General features: G+C 63.9%; 14 protein-coding genes and 1 pseudogene. 4 read left to right on the top strand and 11 right to left on the bottom strand.

Features of this window, described 5'->3' with window-relative positions; genetic code table 11:
- The first annotated feature begins 24 nt into the window (after positions 1–24).
- Together AC1RRT_RS18140 and AC1RRT_RS18135 are read left to right on the top strand one after the other, a co-directional pair.
- A complete protein-coding gene (locus AC1RRT_RS18140) occupies positions 25–369 on the top strand; it encodes a winged helix-turn-helix transcriptional regulator (protein ID WP_493015291.1) in 345 nt (114 codons plus the stop codon).
- 25 nt (positions 370–394) lie between these two features.
- Positions 395–463 (top strand): annotated as a pseudogene (locus AC1RRT_RS18135) (DUF1272 domain-containing protein); the annotation flags it as partial.
- Positions 464–521: 58 nt separating this feature from the next.
- Here AC1RRT_RS18135 and AC1RRT_RS18130 read toward each other — a convergent pair.
- The 6 genes from AC1RRT_RS18130 to AC1RRT_RS18105 all read right to left on the bottom strand — a co-directional run bounded on the left by AC1RRT_RS18130 (position 522) and on the right by AC1RRT_RS18105 (position 8,879).
- Positions 522–884 carry an HIT family protein gene (locus AC1RRT_RS18130; protein WP_493015290.1) on the bottom strand — a complete coding sequence of 121 codons (363 nt, stop codon included), beginning with the start codon at positions 882–884 and terminating at the stop codon, positions 522–524.
- Between the two features lie 103 nt (positions 885–987).
- On the bottom strand, positions 988–1,998 hold the full coding sequence (locus tag AC1RRT_RS18125) for a fatty acid desaturase family protein (RefSeq protein ID WP_493015289.1): 1,011 nt from the start codon (positions 1,996–1,998) through the stop codon (positions 988–990).
- 592 nt (positions 1,999–2,590) lie between these two features.
- Positions 2,591–4,099, bottom strand: a complete 1,509-nt coding sequence (locus AC1RRT_RS18120; protein ID WP_493015288.1) for a M81 family metallopeptidase — start codon at positions 4,097–4,099, stop codon at positions 2,591–2,593.
- Between the two features lie 71 nt (positions 4,100–4,170).
- A complete protein-coding gene (gene ilvD, locus AC1RRT_RS18115; RefSeq protein ID WP_493015287.1) occupies positions 4,171–5,934 on the bottom strand; it encodes a dihydroxy-acid dehydratase in 1,764 nt (587 codons plus the stop codon).
- Between the two features lie 54 nt (positions 5,935–5,988).
- The gene (locus AC1RRT_RS18110) at positions 5,989–6,864 is read right to left on the bottom strand and encodes a YihY/virulence factor BrkB family protein (RefSeq protein ID WP_493015286.1); all 876 of its coding nucleotides are present in this window, start codon (positions 6,862–6,864) and stop codon (positions 5,989–5,991) included.
- Positions 6,861–8,879, bottom strand: a complete 2,019-nt coding sequence (locus AC1RRT_RS18105) for an AsmA family protein (protein ID WP_493015285.1) — start codon at positions 8,877–8,879, stop codon at positions 6,861–6,863. The genes AC1RRT_RS18110 and AC1RRT_RS18105 overlap by 4 nt, the downstream gene beginning before the upstream one ends.
- A 122-nt stretch (positions 8,880–9,001) precedes the next feature.
- Here AC1RRT_RS18105 and AC1RRT_RS18100 point away from each other — a divergent pair, with 122 nt between their 5' ends.
- Together AC1RRT_RS18100 and AC1RRT_RS18095 are read left to right on the top strand one after the other, a co-directional pair.
- On the top strand, positions 9,002–9,415 hold the full coding sequence (locus tag AC1RRT_RS18100; RefSeq protein WP_493015284.1) for a hypothetical protein: 414 nt from the start codon (positions 9,002–9,004) through the stop codon (positions 9,413–9,415).
- A gap of 58 nt (positions 9,416–9,473) precedes the next feature.
- Positions 9,474–10,394 (top strand): AEC family transporter, encoded by a 921-nt coding sequence (locus tag AC1RRT_RS18095; RefSeq protein ID WP_493015283.1) that lies wholly within the window; start codon positions 9,474–9,476, stop codon positions 10,392–10,394.
- Between the two features lie 3 nt (positions 10,395–10,397).
- Here the strand turns inward: AC1RRT_RS18095 and era are convergent, their stop codons facing one another.
- From era to AC1RRT_RS18070, 5 genes are all read right to left on the bottom strand, one after another.
- Positions 10,398–11,324, bottom strand: a complete 927-nt coding sequence (gene era, locus AC1RRT_RS18090; RefSeq protein WP_493015282.1) for a GTPase Era — start codon at positions 11,322–11,324, stop codon at positions 10,398–10,400.
- On the bottom strand, positions 11,321–12,079 hold the full coding sequence (gene rnc / locus AC1RRT_RS18085; RefSeq protein ID WP_493015281.1) for a ribonuclease III: 759 nt from the start codon (positions 12,077–12,079) through the stop codon (positions 11,321–11,323). The genes era and rnc overlap by 4 nt, the downstream gene beginning before the upstream one ends.
- A 12-nt stretch (positions 12,080–12,091) precedes the next feature.
- A complete protein-coding gene (gene lepB, locus AC1RRT_RS18080; RefSeq protein WP_493015280.1) occupies positions 12,092–12,868 on the bottom strand; it encodes a signal peptidase I in 777 nt (258 codons plus the stop codon).
- Positions 12,869–12,938: 70 nt separating this feature from the next.
- Positions 12,939–13,373 carry a holo-ACP synthase gene (acpS, locus tag AC1RRT_RS18075; RefSeq protein WP_493015279.1) on the bottom strand — a complete coding sequence of 145 codons (435 nt, stop codon included), beginning with the start codon at positions 13,371–13,373 and terminating at the stop codon, positions 12,939–12,941.
- Complete coding sequence (locus AC1RRT_RS18070; protein ID WP_493015278.1) at positions 13,370–14,122, bottom strand: pyridoxine 5'-phosphate synthase; 753 nt, start codon at positions 14,120–14,122, stop codon at positions 13,370–13,372. The genes acpS and AC1RRT_RS18070 overlap by 4 nt, the downstream gene beginning before the upstream one ends.

Genomic DNA, 14,122 nt, shown 5'->3' with positions numbered 1-14,122 from the left:
CGCACGCTGGAGCATCAGCATCCGATGCCCGCATCGCCGTCACATGCCCGTATCCAGGCTCTGCATAGCCAGGCCCCGGCGGCCTGCCCGCTCACCCGCGCGCTGGAACTGGTCGGCCAGAAATGGTCGCTGCTGATCATTCGCGAGGCCCATCGCGGCCTGCGGCACTTCAACGAATTCCAGTCCAGCCTGAGAATCCCGCGCGCCCTGCTGTCCCTTCGCCTGCGCAGCCTGACGCAGCAGGGCATCCTGCAGGCCCTGCCGGTTTCCGGCGACAGCCGCCGCAACGCCTATATCCTGACCGACAAAGGCCGGGCGCTGGTCCAGGTCATCGTTGCGCTGAACGCCTGGAGCGACGCCTACCCCTGACCGTTGTTCCTGACCGGAGATTGCCATGGCGCTGCAGCTGCGACCGAACTGCGAATTCTGCAACAAGGACCTGCCGCCGCAGGCGACCGAGGCCCGCATCTGCTCCGCCTTCGGCCCATCCGCTGTCGCTGACGCCGTTACAGCGCCACGCCTTATTTCTTTGAAAGAACGCATCGTATGCCGCCGCTCGGATCAACAACATCGCCAGCATATCGTGGGATCAAATGCACGTGTACGTGCATTCTGTTTTGTCCGGCGGCGCGCCCGATATTGACACCGATGTTGTAGCCATCCGGCGAATGGTCCGCCTCAATCTGGCTTTGCGCGCGATCAAGAAGTGATTGTATCTCGGCCTTCTCCTCGGCGGTCATGTCAAAATAATCCGCGACGTGTCGGCGTGGGATGACCAGGACATGCCCGGGGCTCAGGCTGTTATTGTCGTGACGAACATACGCAAGCGAGCCCTCAATCACGACGCGTTCGGGTCGGCACAACTCGCAATCCGCAGCCACCATAATATCCATCCTTTTCAATGAGAGACGCCAGGGCCCACTCGAATACCGGCGGCAGCACCTGATGCCGTGCTACTGCTGCTCTGGGAAATCCGACACGCACTGATTATATATGCGCCGTTCTCGCCCCACCCACTCCACCCTTCGGTCCATCGACCGTCGCTGACGCCGCCAGCTTCAGCACTTCGGCATAACTATCGCGCACTTCCATCCGGTCACGCAGTCCCTTCGCCACCAGCATCCGGTGCGCCGCCGGCAATTTCCAGCACGGCACGCTCAGCGCCAGATGATGCTCCAGATGGTAGTTCACCCAGTAAGGCGCGAGGCTGAGGCGCAGCAGCCAGCCGGCATGGGTGGTGCGCGTGTTGCGTAAGCAATCGTCATTGTCGGGCACCACGGCATGTTCGGCGATGTTGCGGATGCGGCTGATGAGCTGGTACCAGGTGGCGAGCGGCAGCAACCACAGCGCCAGATAGAGCCACCAGTACCCAGCCGCCGTCAGCAGCGCGAACAGCATGAGGTTCGCCGCCACGCCGCCGACCAGCCCGCCTTGGCTCAGCCGCGCCCAGCGTTCACGCCACGACAGCGCCTTTTCGTTGTTGCCCCAGGTGAGCATCACCTGCTCCTTGCGCCGCGTATAAGCCGTGCGCCCGGTGATGTCGCGCCAGACCTTGCGCTTGAGACTCTCGCGGCTGATCGGGAATGGCGCCGAGAGCACCAGGTCGGGGTCATCGGCCTGCTGGGTATGGCGATGATGCTTGAGGTGATACGGCCGGTAGAGATTGAGGTCGGTCACCACCGGCCAGGCGCAGAGCCACTGCCCGGCGAACTCGTTCCAGCGCCGCGTCCTGAACAGCAGGCCGTGCGCCGCATCGTGCATCAGGATGGCCAGCCCGAGCTGCCGCCCGCCGATCACCACCACGGCCGCGAGGAAGGTCAGCGGATTGGGAAAGGCGACGAAGACCGCCATGCTGCCGAAGATCAGCGCCCAGGCATGCAGCACCAGCAGGACGCCGATCAGGTCGGAACGCTGGCTGAGCGCGCGCAGCTCATCAGTTGTGAAGATCTCGGCCGCCTTCACATAGGGGGCCGCTTTTGGGGTGACGGCTTCCGTCATGACGCGCTTTCCTCGGACGCTTTTCTTATGGCACCGATGATAGCGCGGGAACGGCGTTCCGTCTGTTGGCAAAGGAAGACGTGGATGACCGGGACAAGCCCGGCCATGACACGAGAGGGCGGTCTCTACCCCTATTGTCATCCCCGGGCTTGTCCCGGGGATCCAAGCCTTTTTACCGCTTGAACTTCGCCTATAGTTCCCTACATGTTCTCATATCGGCTGCCTGCCCTGCATACACAGGAATGCGGCCGGACCGCACCGGGCTGTAACGGGCCGCAGCGGGCCGTAACGGGTGCCAGCGGGCTCCAGCGGGCGCTAACGAACCGCAACGAACCCGAACGAAGCCAAACGAACTGAAACGAACGCAAACGAACCGGAACGAACGAAAACGAAGGCAAAGGAAGCCAAAGGATTAAGGACTAAGCGCAGATAAGCCCCGGCTACCGCCGGATAAGGGTCCGATAGCGCCGGGTAAGAGCCGGATAAGAACGGATAAGCGGTTTCCGTCATACCGGCCTGGCGCCAGGATTCCATTGTTCAGGCCAAGAATGGGATACCCGCTTACGCGGGTATGACGATCAGGGGCGAAGCCCTATCCCGCATGCGCCCGCCCTTTCGGGCTGAGCCGGATGCCCTTGCGCAGGCGCTTGTATGGCAGGGTCTCGGCCCGCTCGACGAAGGCGCCGGGGCTTTCCACGTTCAGGATGTCATGGGCGATATCGGTGAAGTCGCCGCGGAAATGCACGGTGCTTTTCACGCCCACGATCTGGCGCTGGCCCGGCTCGATATTCAAGTGGCGGTACATCTCCTTGTCGGCGGCCTGCACGCGCACCGAATTGATGATGAGGTCGACGCCATTACACGTGAGCCGCGCCATCGGGCCGAGTGCCATTTTCGTGCCTTTGTAAAACGGTCCGGTGCAAAGGAACTTGCCGTTGCCCAGGCCGGCCACCTTGAAGCGGTTGCGATAGGGTTTCGAACCATCGAAGCGCTTGCCGCCGACCGCGATCTCGATCTCGGCATTCTCGCCCGCCTGATGCGCGATCTTGGCGGTCTCGGGGTCATAGAGCAGGCCCAGCGTGGCGTCCGGCACCTGCTGGCGGATCAGCGCCTCCAGCAGGCCGGTGGTGTCAGATGTCGCACCCGTGCCGGCATTGTCCTGCACGTCGGCCAGCACGATGGATTTGCGCGCGCCGGCCTGGATCTGCCGTCGCGCCTCCTCGATGGCCTCGTCGGGCGTCAGCAGGTTGAGCTTGAACTCGGCCTCGCGTTCGGTGATCAGGCGGGTCAGCGTATCGGCGGCCTTGTCGGCCTCGGCCTGGCTGTCGGCATAGGCCACGACAGTCGGGCCGCAATGGTGGATGTCGGCCGGATGGAAGCCCGGCGCAAAGCTGAGCGACGAGACCGCGCCGCGCTCCATGTCGGACAGCGTATCGTAGAGGCTCTTGCAGGGTTCGATGAAGGTGCATTGCGCGGTGAGCGGAATCAGGAACGGCAGTTGCCGGAAGGCTTTCGCCTGTGTCTTGCGCTCGCCGCTCAGCAGCTTTTCCAGGTGGCGGGCAACGCGGGCGCCGGTCACCGCCATGTCGAGATGTGGATAGGTGCGATAGGCGATCAGCACATCGGCAAGCTGCACCATCTCGGGCGTGATGTTGACATGCAGGTCGAGGCTGACGCCGATGGGCATATCCGGGCCAACGAGTGCACGCAGGCGGCGCAGCAGCTCGCCCTCGCCGTCCTCATGGGCTTCCGTGACCATGGCGCCATGCAGGTCGAGATAGACCGCGTCGATCTGGCCTTTCAGCGCGGCGACGCCGTCGAGGATTTTCTTGGCCACGAACTCAAAGGCCTCGGTGGTGACATAGGAGCTTGGTTGGGCGGCAGCCCAGACGATCGGGTGCAGTGTCCACGTCTTGGGCTTGGCCGCATGGATGAAACCGCCGATCGGAATGTTCATCGGCTCGAAGACCTCGAAGATCGCCTTGCCCTCGGTCAGCGGCGGCCAGCCCTCGCCCTCGATGAACTTGTTCAAGGTCGCCTTCTCGGGCGCGAAGGTGTTGGTCTCGTGCTGGAAGCCGGCAATGGCAATGCGATAGGTCATGGGGGCTCGCGTTTTTTTGTACTGAAATGAAGAAGGGCGCCGCAGTGGGCGCCCTTCTGGAAGTGGTCGGTTTAGATGTCGGCGTATTCGTGGGTCTCGGCCTTGCCGCCCGGCTGGGTCACCGCGCCGTCATGGGCATCGCCCACGGTCTGGGCGTATTTCCACAGCGCGCCCGACTGGTAGTCAGTCTTGCGCGGCTTCCACTTCTTCTTGCGCCTGGCGAACTCGGCCGCCGTGACGTTGACGCTTAAGATTCCCTTCACGGCATCGATGGTGATGATGTCGCCGTTCTTGATCAGGCCGATGGGACCAGCCACCGCCGCTTCCGGGCCGACATGGCCGACGCAGAAGCCGCGCGTGCCGCCCGAGAACCGGCCGTCGGTGATCAGCGCCACCTTCTCGCCCATGCCCTGGCCGTAGATGGCCGAGGTGGTCGACAGCATCTCGCGCATGCCCGGGCCGCCCTTGGGGCCTTCATAGCGGATGACGATGACATCGCCTTCCTTGTACTTCTTCTTCTGCACCGCCTCGAAGGCGTCTTCCTCACTGTCGAAGACACGCGCCGGGCCGACATGCTTCAGGCGCGCCATGCCCGCCACCTTCACGATGGCGCCGCGCGGCGCGAGGTTGCCCTTCAGGCCGACAACGCCGCCGGTCGGCGTGATCGGGTTGGTGATCGGGCGCACGACATCCTGGTTCTTCGGGAAGGTCACGCCCTTCAGGTTCTGCTCCAGCGTCTTGCCGGTGACGGTCAGGCAGTCGCCATGCAGGTAGCCGCCCTTCATCAGTTCCTTCAGCACGACGCTGACGCCGCCGATCTCGTACATGTCCTTGGCGACGTAGCGCCCGCCCGGCTTGAGGTCGGCGATATAGGGCGTCGACTTGAAGATCTTGGCCACGTCGTCGAGGTCGAACTTGATGCCGGCCTCATGCGCAATGGCGGGCAGATGCAGCGCGCCGTTGGTCGAGCCGCCGGTGGCAGCCACCACGCGGGCGGCATTCTCCAGCGACTTGCGGGTGACGATGTCGCGCGGACGGATGCCCAGCTTGATCAGCTCCATCACCTGCCGGCCCGAGGCTTCCGCGTATTGGTCGCGGGTCTCATAGGGCGCCGGCGCGCCGGCCGAACCCGGAATGGCCAGGCCGATGGCTTCCGAGACGCAGGCCATGGTGTTGGCGGTGAACTGGCCGCCGCAGGAGCCGGCCGAGGGACAGGCCACGCATTCCAGCTCGTGCAGGTCCTTGGCGTTCATCTTGCCGGCCGAATGCTGGCCAACCGCCTCGAAGACGTCGACCACGGTGACGTCCTTGCCGCGGAACTTGCCCGGCAGGATCGAACCGCCATACATGAAGATCGAGGGCACGTTCAGCCGCACCATGGCCATCATCAGGCCGGGCAGCGACTTGTCGCAGCCGGCCAGGCCGACCAGCGCGTCATAGCAATGGCCGCGCACGGTGAGTTCGGTGGAATCCGCGATGGCTTCGCGGCTGGCCAGCGACGACTTCATGCCCTGGTGGCCCATGGCGATGCCGTCGGTGACGGTGATGGTGGTGAATTCGCGCGGCGTGCCGCCGTTGGCCTTGACGCCCTTCTTCACCCACTGGGCCTGACGCGCCAGCGTGATGTTGCAAGGCGCCGCCTCGTTCCAGGTGGTGACCACGCCGACGAAGGGCTGCTTGATTTCCTTCTCGGTCAGGCCCATCGCATAATAGTAGCTGCGGTGCGGCGCGCGATCGGGACCGACGGTGACATGCCGGCTCGGCAGATTGGACTTGTCGGCCTTCGCGCCCTTACGCTTGGCCGCCGGCGCGGCCTTCTTCTTTTTGGTTGCCATGTGCTGGTCCGTCCCTCGAGGCATAAATACAGGGGACGGAGCATAGCCAGCGGCTCAGCGCTCGGCCAGAGCCTCGGCCGGCGGGCTTGAGGCTTTTTTGGCGGTGCGGCGCAGCAAGGCGGCATTCAGCTCGCCGCCGAAAATGAACAGGACCGCCGAGACATAGAAGAAGACCAGGGTGACGATCACCCCGCCCAGGCTGCCATAGGTGGCGCTGTAGCTGCCGAGTTTGGCCACATAGACCGAGAACAGGCTGGCCGACACCAGCCACAGTACCGCCGTCGCCGCCACGCCCGGCAGCAGGCAGCGTATCGGGATGCTTTTGCCCGGCAGCCAGCGATGCAGCGCCAGCAGGCCAGCCAGCAGAACCAGCCCGGCCAGGGTGTAGCGGAACAGGCTGAAGGCCCATTTGTCGGCCTCGCCCAGCGGAAAGGCCCAGAGCAGCGCCTTCCAGATCACCGGGCCCAGCACCACCAGTACCGACAGCATCAGGAAGGCGAAGCCCCCCGCGATGATGGCGCCGATGCTGCCCAGCTTGATCAGCCACCAGGGCCGCTCTTCGTTGATGTCATAGGCGGTGTTGAGCGCGATGCGCAGGGCATCGATCCCGCTGGAGGCGACCCAGAGCGCACCGAGCAGGCCTAGCGTGAGCAGGCCACCGTCACGGGTATCCAGCACTTCGTGGATGACCGGCTCCAGGGTTTTGGCCACGTCCGGCGGCAGCAGATGCAGCATGGTCTGCACGGATGCCAGGCTGCCGGCGATGTTGCCCAGGAAGCCCGCCAGCGAAGCCAGGAAGATCAGGAAGGGAAAGATCGCCAGCAGACCGGTATAGGCGATGTGGCCAGCCAGTTCGAAGGACAGGCTGTTGATCATGGCGCGGCCTGCTCCGAAAAACAGACGACCGATACTGAGCAGGCGGGTATTCATCCCGGCTTACCCGTCTGCACCTGCTGCAGCAGCGCGGCGCAATCGCTATCGCGTTCCAGACCCGGCTCGATGAAGGCCAGGATTGAGGCCAGCGGCGTCAGCAGTACGCCAAGTGCAATAGCCCCTGCTGTGCGCGCGGCCAAAGGTCCCGCCTCGATGCCGATGCTGGGACGGCTGAAAGCGCCCCGCACGGTGATCGGCGTGCGGGCCGACAGCAGGCTGGGATCCTTGGGATGCGCCTTCAAGGTCAGGCCGAGCAGCTCTTCCTTCAGGCTGATGCTGCCTTCGCTGGTCACCGTGGTATCGGTCGTGTCCAGGACAAAGGTGCGCGGCACCATGATGCCTTCCTGCACGTTGAAATCAGCCGCGAAGCAGCGCAGCGGAATCTGCTTGTCGCCACCGGCCCAGAAAGCAGCCGCTTCAGCCACGTCCAGGCCGATCAGCTCCATGGCCAGGTTGGACAGCGAGCCGCCATTCATGGTCAGGCGCAGGTCGCCGTTGGCGCTGCCGAGTGACTTCTGCACCGTGTCGCCATAGCCGGTCAGCCGGATGCGGCCATCGATCTGGCCGCTGCCCGTATCCTTCAGGCCGGCCTCATTCAGGAAATGCTCGAGCCGGAACTTGTTCAGCTTGATGTCATACTGCGTCAGCACGGTGTCGTTGCGCGCGTCGATGCGGATATCCGCATCGACCAGGCCGCCGGCCACGCCCAGCTTCAGCGGCCGCAGGTGAAGTACGCTGTTCTCCAGCAGAAGGTCGAGTTCGACGCCGCTGAGCGGCGTGTTCGGCGCATTCACCTTGTCGCCCCGGAATTTCACTCTGGCGTCGACCTGCCGGATCTGCTCAACCGCCAGCGGCGCATCGGGCAGCACCTTTGGCGGCGGGCCTTTCGCGACCGGCTTGGCCGGCTGCTTCGCCTTGGCCTCGGCGACCTGCTTCTCGCTCATCGTCGCGGCGGCGACATTAGGCGCGCGCTCTTCTTCAGGTCGCAGGCCGATCAGCGGACCGATGTCCCGATAGTCCAGAACCTTCGAATGCAGGTCCGCTTCCAGATACAGCTTTTCGCGATCGGTATCGATTTTCACCATGCCGCCCAGATCGCTGTTGCCGACCCGACCGGCCATATTCTCGATGCGCCAGATCGTGCCGTCGCGATGCAACTGGCCCTTGAGGTCATAAGGCGGCGTCATCGGCAGTGGTACGCCGGTGATGATCTGCAGCTTGCCCAAATCGGGACCGCTGAGCGCGACCTCCAGGTTCAGGCCTTCGAACCTGATCGGATCGGCCAGCGTGCCGGAAACACGCCCTCTGGTCCGACCCACTTCCATTTCAATCGTCAGCGGATAGGGTTCTTCGTTCTCGCGCAGAGACAGCAGCGAACCGCCTATCATGCGCAACCGGAAGGCTTCGCCATGCATGCTGCCGCGGCCACCCAGCCGCACCCGGTCGGTGCCGTTGCCGCCGGCCCCGATCACGGTCGCGATCTGAGCGTCAACATCAATGCCGGCTTTCTTGTCGACGTAGACGAAGCGGCCATCCTCGATGATCAGGCGGCCAATCAGCGGCATCTCGGTGCGATCTTCTGGGACGGCCGCATCCTTGGCCACCTTCACACCGAAGGTCCAGTTGCCCTCGCCGTCCTCGCGGCGCTCCAGCGCTACCACGGGCTTCACCAGCCGGATTTCCTTCAGCACCGTGCGGCCACGCAGCATTTCGCGCAGATCGACCACAACCTCGGCACGCTCGAAGCTGACCAGCTCGGGCTCCTTGGCCCAGTCTGCATTGGCCATATGGAAGTCTTCCACCACGAAGCGCGGCGTCAGAGACCATTCGCCAACCAGTCGTCCGTTGATCTTGGTGCTGCGGCCAGTGGCGGCAGTGATGAAGCCCTGCGCGGGGTTGCGCAGCCAGTTCCAGTCGAACAGCAGCATTCCCACCACCACGGCGAGCGCCAGGGCGCCGACGAGTCCCAAGGCCCAATGCCACCATTTTCTGCCAATACTGGTCTTAACCATGATGAATCTCCATCAAGGAAAACCGCCCTATCTCCTTCCAGTTCCAGAGAAAACGCTCGCCGGTAACGCAAAAGTTTAACGCGGTTTAACGTTTATTAAGAATGGTTTGAGAAATTCCCGTCATGGGCGTGCAGACAGAGATCGTCATCCCGCGATACGTCGTGCTGACAAAGCTGGCGGATAGCTGGATTCCGCGTGCCTCGCTGGACAGCGCCGACAATGCCGAGGCCGAAGCCTTCCGCTGGCGCCGCATCTACGGCCCGGGCCGCACCCGTGTCGCCGAATATCTGGCTTCCGAGCCTGTACGCAGCAACCTGCCGGCGGTCATCGACATGCCGGCCATCACCGTCATGGCCGAACCGGTCAGCAACCGCAGTTACCCGTTGCCACAGCGTCGCTACGCACCATCCGCAGGCACCTGGCAGGCTCAGGCCGTCACCCTGCAGGATGCCGCCCTGCGCGGGCTTGCTCTTTATCTCGGGTTCGGTTTCGCCAATCGCGCCATGGAACTGCTGATCATCCTCGCTCAGCATTAGTGCCGGTAGAGATCATCCGCTAGACTCTGGACAAGCATTCCCCAGTCCGAGTCTCCCCATGCTGACCGTCATTCTCGCCATCGTCCCGATCTTCCTACTTATCGCGATCGGCGGCGGGATGAAGCGTGTCGGCTTCCCGGGCGATGCCTTCTGGCCCCTGGCCGACAAGGTCACCTATTACGTCTTCTTCCCGGCCCTGCTGGTCGACAACCTGAGCAGCGCACGACTGGGCGGCTTTGATCCCACCGGCCTGCTGGGTGCATTGCTGGCCGGCATTCTGCTGCAGGCGGCGCTGGTCTACCTGCTGCGGCCGGTCGCCCGCGTCGACGGTCCTGGCTTCACGTCCGTTTTCCAGGGTGCCGTGCGCTTCAACACCTTCGTCGGCCTCGGCGCGGTCGCGGCGCTGGAAGGCGGCGCCGGCCTGACGGTGTTCGCCGTGGCCATCGCCCTGGCGATTCCGCTGCTGAACTTTCTTTGCGTGCTGACGCTGGCCCGCTATGGCGCCCATGGCCAGGGCACCAGCCTGCGGGCGCAGTTGCTGTTCCTGGCCAAGAACCCGCTGATCATCGCCTGCCTGCTCGGCATCGCAATGAACGCGCTCGACATCACCCTTCCGCAGGGCATCGCGCCGGTGTTCAAGATGCTGGGCAGCATGGCCGCCCCGATGGGCCTGTTGACCGTAGGCGCCGGGCTTCAATGGCAGGCAATCCGCATGGGCGGCCGCGCCGTGGCGCTGTCCTGCGCGCTCAAGCTGCTGGCCTATCCGGCCCTGCTCTATGTGATGAGTCGCCTGTGGGGGCTTGGTGCGCTGGAGACCAAGGTACTGGTGCTATGGGGCACCATGCCGACGGCCAGTGCCAGCTACATCCTGGCCAGACAGATGGGCGGCGACGCGCCGCTGGCAGCCGCCATCGTGACTATCGGCACGCTCCTGGCCTTCGTCACCATGCCGGTGATCATGCTGCTGATCGGCGTATAGGTCTCAGCCTTTGGGGAAATCCAGCCCCATGGCCTCGTAGCGCTCCGGGTCGTCGCCCCAGTCCTCACGGACCTTGACGAACAGGAAGAGATGGATACGGCGCTCGAACTGCTCCTCCATCTCCTTGCGGGCATAAGATCCGATGCGCTTGACCATCTGGCCACCATCGCCCAGCACGATCTTCTTCTGGCTGTCACGCTCGACAAAAATCACCTGATCGATGCGCGCCGAGCCGTCCTTCTGGTCTTTCCAGTTTTCGGTCTCGACGGTGATCGCATACGGCAGCTCGTCATGCAGCGAGCGGTAGACCTGCTCGCGCGTGATCTCGGCCGCCAGAAAGCGCATCGGCACATCGGCCAGCTGGTCTTCCGGATAGAGCCAGGGGCCGGCCGGCATGCGTTTGGCCAGCGCGCGGCGCACATCCTCGACGCCACTGCCCTTCAGCGCCGAAATCATGAAGACCTGCTCGAAGGGATAGGCCTCGCTGAGGGTCTGGGCCAGGCCCAGCAGTTTCTCGCGTGGAATGGCATCAACCTTGTTCAGCGCCAGCAATACGCCCTTGCGGTTGCGATCCTTGAGCGCCTCGATGATGGCACGGCTTTCGTCGTCGAAGCCACGCTCGGCATCGATCAGCAGCAGCACGGCATTGGCCTCGTCGATGCCGCTCCAGGCGGCGCTGACCATGGCGCGATCCAGTCGCCGCTTCGGAACGAAGATGCCGGGCGTGTCGAGATAGATGACCTGCGCCTGCCCTTCCATGCCGATAGCGGTGATGCGCGCGCGCGTCGTCTGCACCTTCTTCGAAACGATCGAGACCTTGGCCCCGACCATCTGGTTCAACAAGGTGGACTTGCCGGCATTCGGCGCGCCGACGATGGCGACATACCCGCACTGGGTATTCGCCGCTTCAACTCCAGTTTCTTCAGTCATGCTTTCCCGGCTGACAGCTGCCCGAGCAAATGCCCGGCAGCTTCCTGTTCGGCGGCCCGTTTCGAGCCACCCTGCCCCTTGGCCAGATTGCCACTGCCCAGCTTCACCGAGACGGTGAAACGCGGCTCATGCGGCGGGCCTTCCTGGCTGACGATTTCATAACGCGGCGCCGCCATGCCACGGGCCGCGGCCCATTCCTGCAGTGCCGTCTTCGGATCCTTGTCACCACCAGTCACTTCCGCGACCATCGGCTCCATGTAGCGGCGCACGAAGCGCTCGGCGGCCGGCAGACCGCCATCAAGATATAAGGCAGCGACCACGGCTTCGCAGGCATCGGCCAGAATGGCCGGCTTGCCCGCGCCGCCGGAATCGCGCTCGGAGCGCGAGAGCTGGATATAGTCGCCCAGCGCCAGTGACTGGGCAAAGCGCGCCAGGCTTTCCTGCTTGACCAGGGAATTATAGCGCAGCGCGAGCTCACCAGCTTCGGCTTGCGGAAAACGTTCGGCCAGTAACGTCGCCACGATCAACCCCAGCACGCGGTCGCCGATGAACTCCAGGCGATTGTAGTCGCGCTGGGTCGACGGGGCGGGCTCAACAGCAGCCTTCTCTTTCTGGCGGGCGGACTTGGCGCGGCTGCGACGCGGATTGGCCGAGGGATGCACCAGCGCCTCTTCCAGCAGCTTCGTATCGGCGAACTTGTGGCCGAGAAGCTTCTGCAGCTGTTCGAGGGCGGGTTTGCGGGTCTCGGCGTTCACGCGGCGACGGGCTCACTCGATACCGGTGAACATGCGGTTCCAGCGCAGCGCGCTGAACCAGGTCCAAGGTTTGACCAGCGACGCATTCTGGTCGATGGAAATCCAGCGCACATCGGCGCGGCCGATCAGATGATCCGCCGGCACATAGCCGACGCCACCGGACTCAATCGCGATGCGGCTATCCAGGGAGTTGTCGCGGTTGTCGCCCATCATGAAATAATGGCCCGGCGGCACGGTATAGACGCCAGTGTTGTCGCTGCTGCTGTACATGTTGATGTCGAGCGTGCGGTAGGTGACGCCGTTGGGCAACGTCTCCTCCCACTGGCGTTCGCGGTCGACCACGTTGCCGAACCGGTCGTGGCGCTCAAAATCCTCGACGCGGCGACGCTTCACCTGCTCGCCGTTGATGTAGAGCGCGCCTTCGCGCATCTGCAAGCGGTCGCCGGGCAGGCCGACCAGGCGCTTGATGTAGTCAACGGACGGATCGCGCGGCCAGCGGAAGACCACCACGTCGCCACGCTTGGGTTCCGACCCCAGGATGCGGCCCTCGAAAATGGGCGGGCTGAACAGCAGGGAATACTTGCTGTAGCCATAGGCATATTTGGAGACGAAGACGTAATCGCCGACCAGCAGGGTCGGCAGCATGGACTCCGAGGGGATGTGGAACGGCTCGTAGGCAACGGTGCGAATGCCAACCGCGATCAGCACGGCAAAGACCAGCGTGCGGAGGCTTTCCCAGATATCGCCAGCCCGCGACTTCATCTTCGCCACTGCCTGCTCCTGATCCATATAAATCAATCCCTTACACCCGGTTTATGGCCAACCGGCGCTGCATCAAGCGGCCAAGGCCTATACAAAGTCAAGTTCCCGCCGGCGATCCCGGAAAACCAAGTAATTTGGGGCGCGCGGAGATAATAACAATGGCTTGGGCGAGCGGCGGCTCATCGGTCAGCGAGACCTCGATCTGGGCCTCGTGGCCTTCGGGCAGCAGGCTCTGCAGACGGGTCAGCGCGCCGCCTGTGAGCGCCATGGTCGGCTTGCCGCCGGGCAGGTTGATCACGCCCATGTCGCGCCAGAACACGCCCTTGCGCAGCCCGGTGCCCAGCGCCTTGGCGCAGGCTTCCTTGGCGGCGAACCGCTTGGCGTAGGAGTCGATCCGGGTCAGCGCCCGCCGCTCCGACCGCGCTCGTTCAACCGGCGTGTAGATGCGGTCGAGGAAACGGTCGCCGAACCGCGCGATCGTCTGCTCGATGCGACGGATATCGATCAGGTCAGACCCAAGGCCGATGATCATGCCGATTTCGCGCTCAAGCCGCGGGCGTCATTCATCAGGCTGCGCATCCGGCGGATCGTGCCGTCCAGACCGCCGAAGATCGCCTCGCCGATCAGAAAATGTCCGATGTTCAGTTCGACAATGGTGGAGATCGCGGCGACAGGCGCGACATTCTCGAAGGTCAGGCCATGACCGGCGTGGCATTCCAGACCGATAGCTGCGGCATGGGCCGCCGCCTTACGGATGCGTTCAAGCTCAGCCTGCTGTTCAGCGCCCGTGACTTCGCAATAGCGGCCGGTATGTAATTCCACCACGGGCGCGCCCAATGCCTTCGCGGCATCCAACTGCTGCATGGACGGCTCAATGAACAGCGATACACGGATACCGGCGGCCGAGAGCTGGCGGATCATCGGATCCAGGTGCTTGTACTGGCCAGCGGCATCGAGACCGCCCTCCGTGGTGCGTTCCTCGCGGCGTTCCGGCACGATGCAGGCGGCATGCGGCTTATGCCGCAGCGCGATGGCCAGCATCTCCTCGGTGGCCGCCATTTCCAGGTTGAGCGGCAGGCTGATCTCGGCCATCAGGCGATCGATATCGTTATCCGAGATATGGCGGCGATCCTCGCGCAGATGCGCGGTGATGCCGTCCGCACCGGCACCGGCCGCCATCTTGGCAGCGCGCACCGGATCGGGATGCCTGCCGCCGCGCGCGTTCCGGATGGTCGCAACGTGGTCGATGTTGACGCCAAGACGCAGTGGCTGCACCGCCAT

The organism is Ferrovibrio sp. GW821-FHT12B10 (assembly GCF_058807515.1).
This window is presented reverse-complemented; position numbering and strand designations above follow the sequence as displayed.

What these genes read in the sequence shown, in the direction of transcription:
- AC1RRT_RS18140 (WP_493015291.1), top strand. Translation starts at nt 25, where the DNA reads ATGCCCGCATCGCCGTCACATGCCCGTATCCAGGCTCTGCATAGCCAG.
- AC1RRT_RS18130 (WP_493015290.1), bottom strand. Translation starts at nt 884, where the DNA reads ATGGTGGCTGCGGATTGCGAGTTGTGCCGACCCGAACGCGTCGTGATT.
- AC1RRT_RS18125 (WP_493015289.1), bottom strand. Translation starts at nt 1,998, where the DNA reads ATGACGGAAGCCGTCACCCCAAAAGCGGCCCCCTATGTGAAGGCGGCC.
- AC1RRT_RS18120 (WP_493015288.1), bottom strand. Translation starts at nt 4,099, where the DNA reads ATGACCTATCGCATTGCCATTGCCGGCTTCCAGCACGAGACCAACACC.
- ilvD (WP_493015287.1), bottom strand. Translation starts at nt 5,934, where the DNA reads ATGGCAACCAAAAAGAAGAAGGCCGCGCCGGCGGCCAAGCGTAAGGGC.
- AC1RRT_RS18110 (WP_493015286.1), bottom strand. Translation starts at nt 6,864, where the DNA reads ATGAATACCCGCCTGCTCAGTATCGGTCGTCTGTTTTTCGGAGCAGGC.
- AC1RRT_RS18105 (WP_493015285.1), bottom strand. Translation starts at nt 8,879, where the DNA reads ATGGTTAAGACCAGTATTGGCAGAAAATGGTGGCATTGGGCCTTGGGA.
- AC1RRT_RS18100 (WP_493015284.1), top strand. Translation starts at nt 9,002, where the DNA reads ATGGGCGTGCAGACAGAGATCGTCATCCCGCGATACGTCGTGCTGACA.
- AC1RRT_RS18095 (WP_493015283.1), top strand. Translation starts at nt 9,474, where the DNA reads ATGCTGACCGTCATTCTCGCCATCGTCCCGATCTTCCTACTTATCGCG.
- era (WP_493015282.1), bottom strand. Translation starts at nt 11,324, where the DNA reads ATGACTGAAGAAACTGGAGTTGAAGCGGCGAATACCCAGTGCGGGTAT.
- lepB (WP_493015280.1), bottom strand. Translation starts at nt 12,868, where the DNA reads ATGGATCAGGAGCAGGCAGTGGCGAAGATGAAGTCGCGGGCTGGCGAT.
- acpS (WP_493015279.1), bottom strand. Translation starts at nt 13,373, where the DNA reads ATGATCATCGGCCTTGGGTCTGACCTGATCGATATCCGTCGCATCGAG.
- AC1RRT_RS18070 (WP_493015278.1), bottom strand. Translation starts at nt 14,122, where the DNA reads ATGGCGGTGCAGCCACTGCGTCTTGGCGTCAACATCGACCACGTTGCG.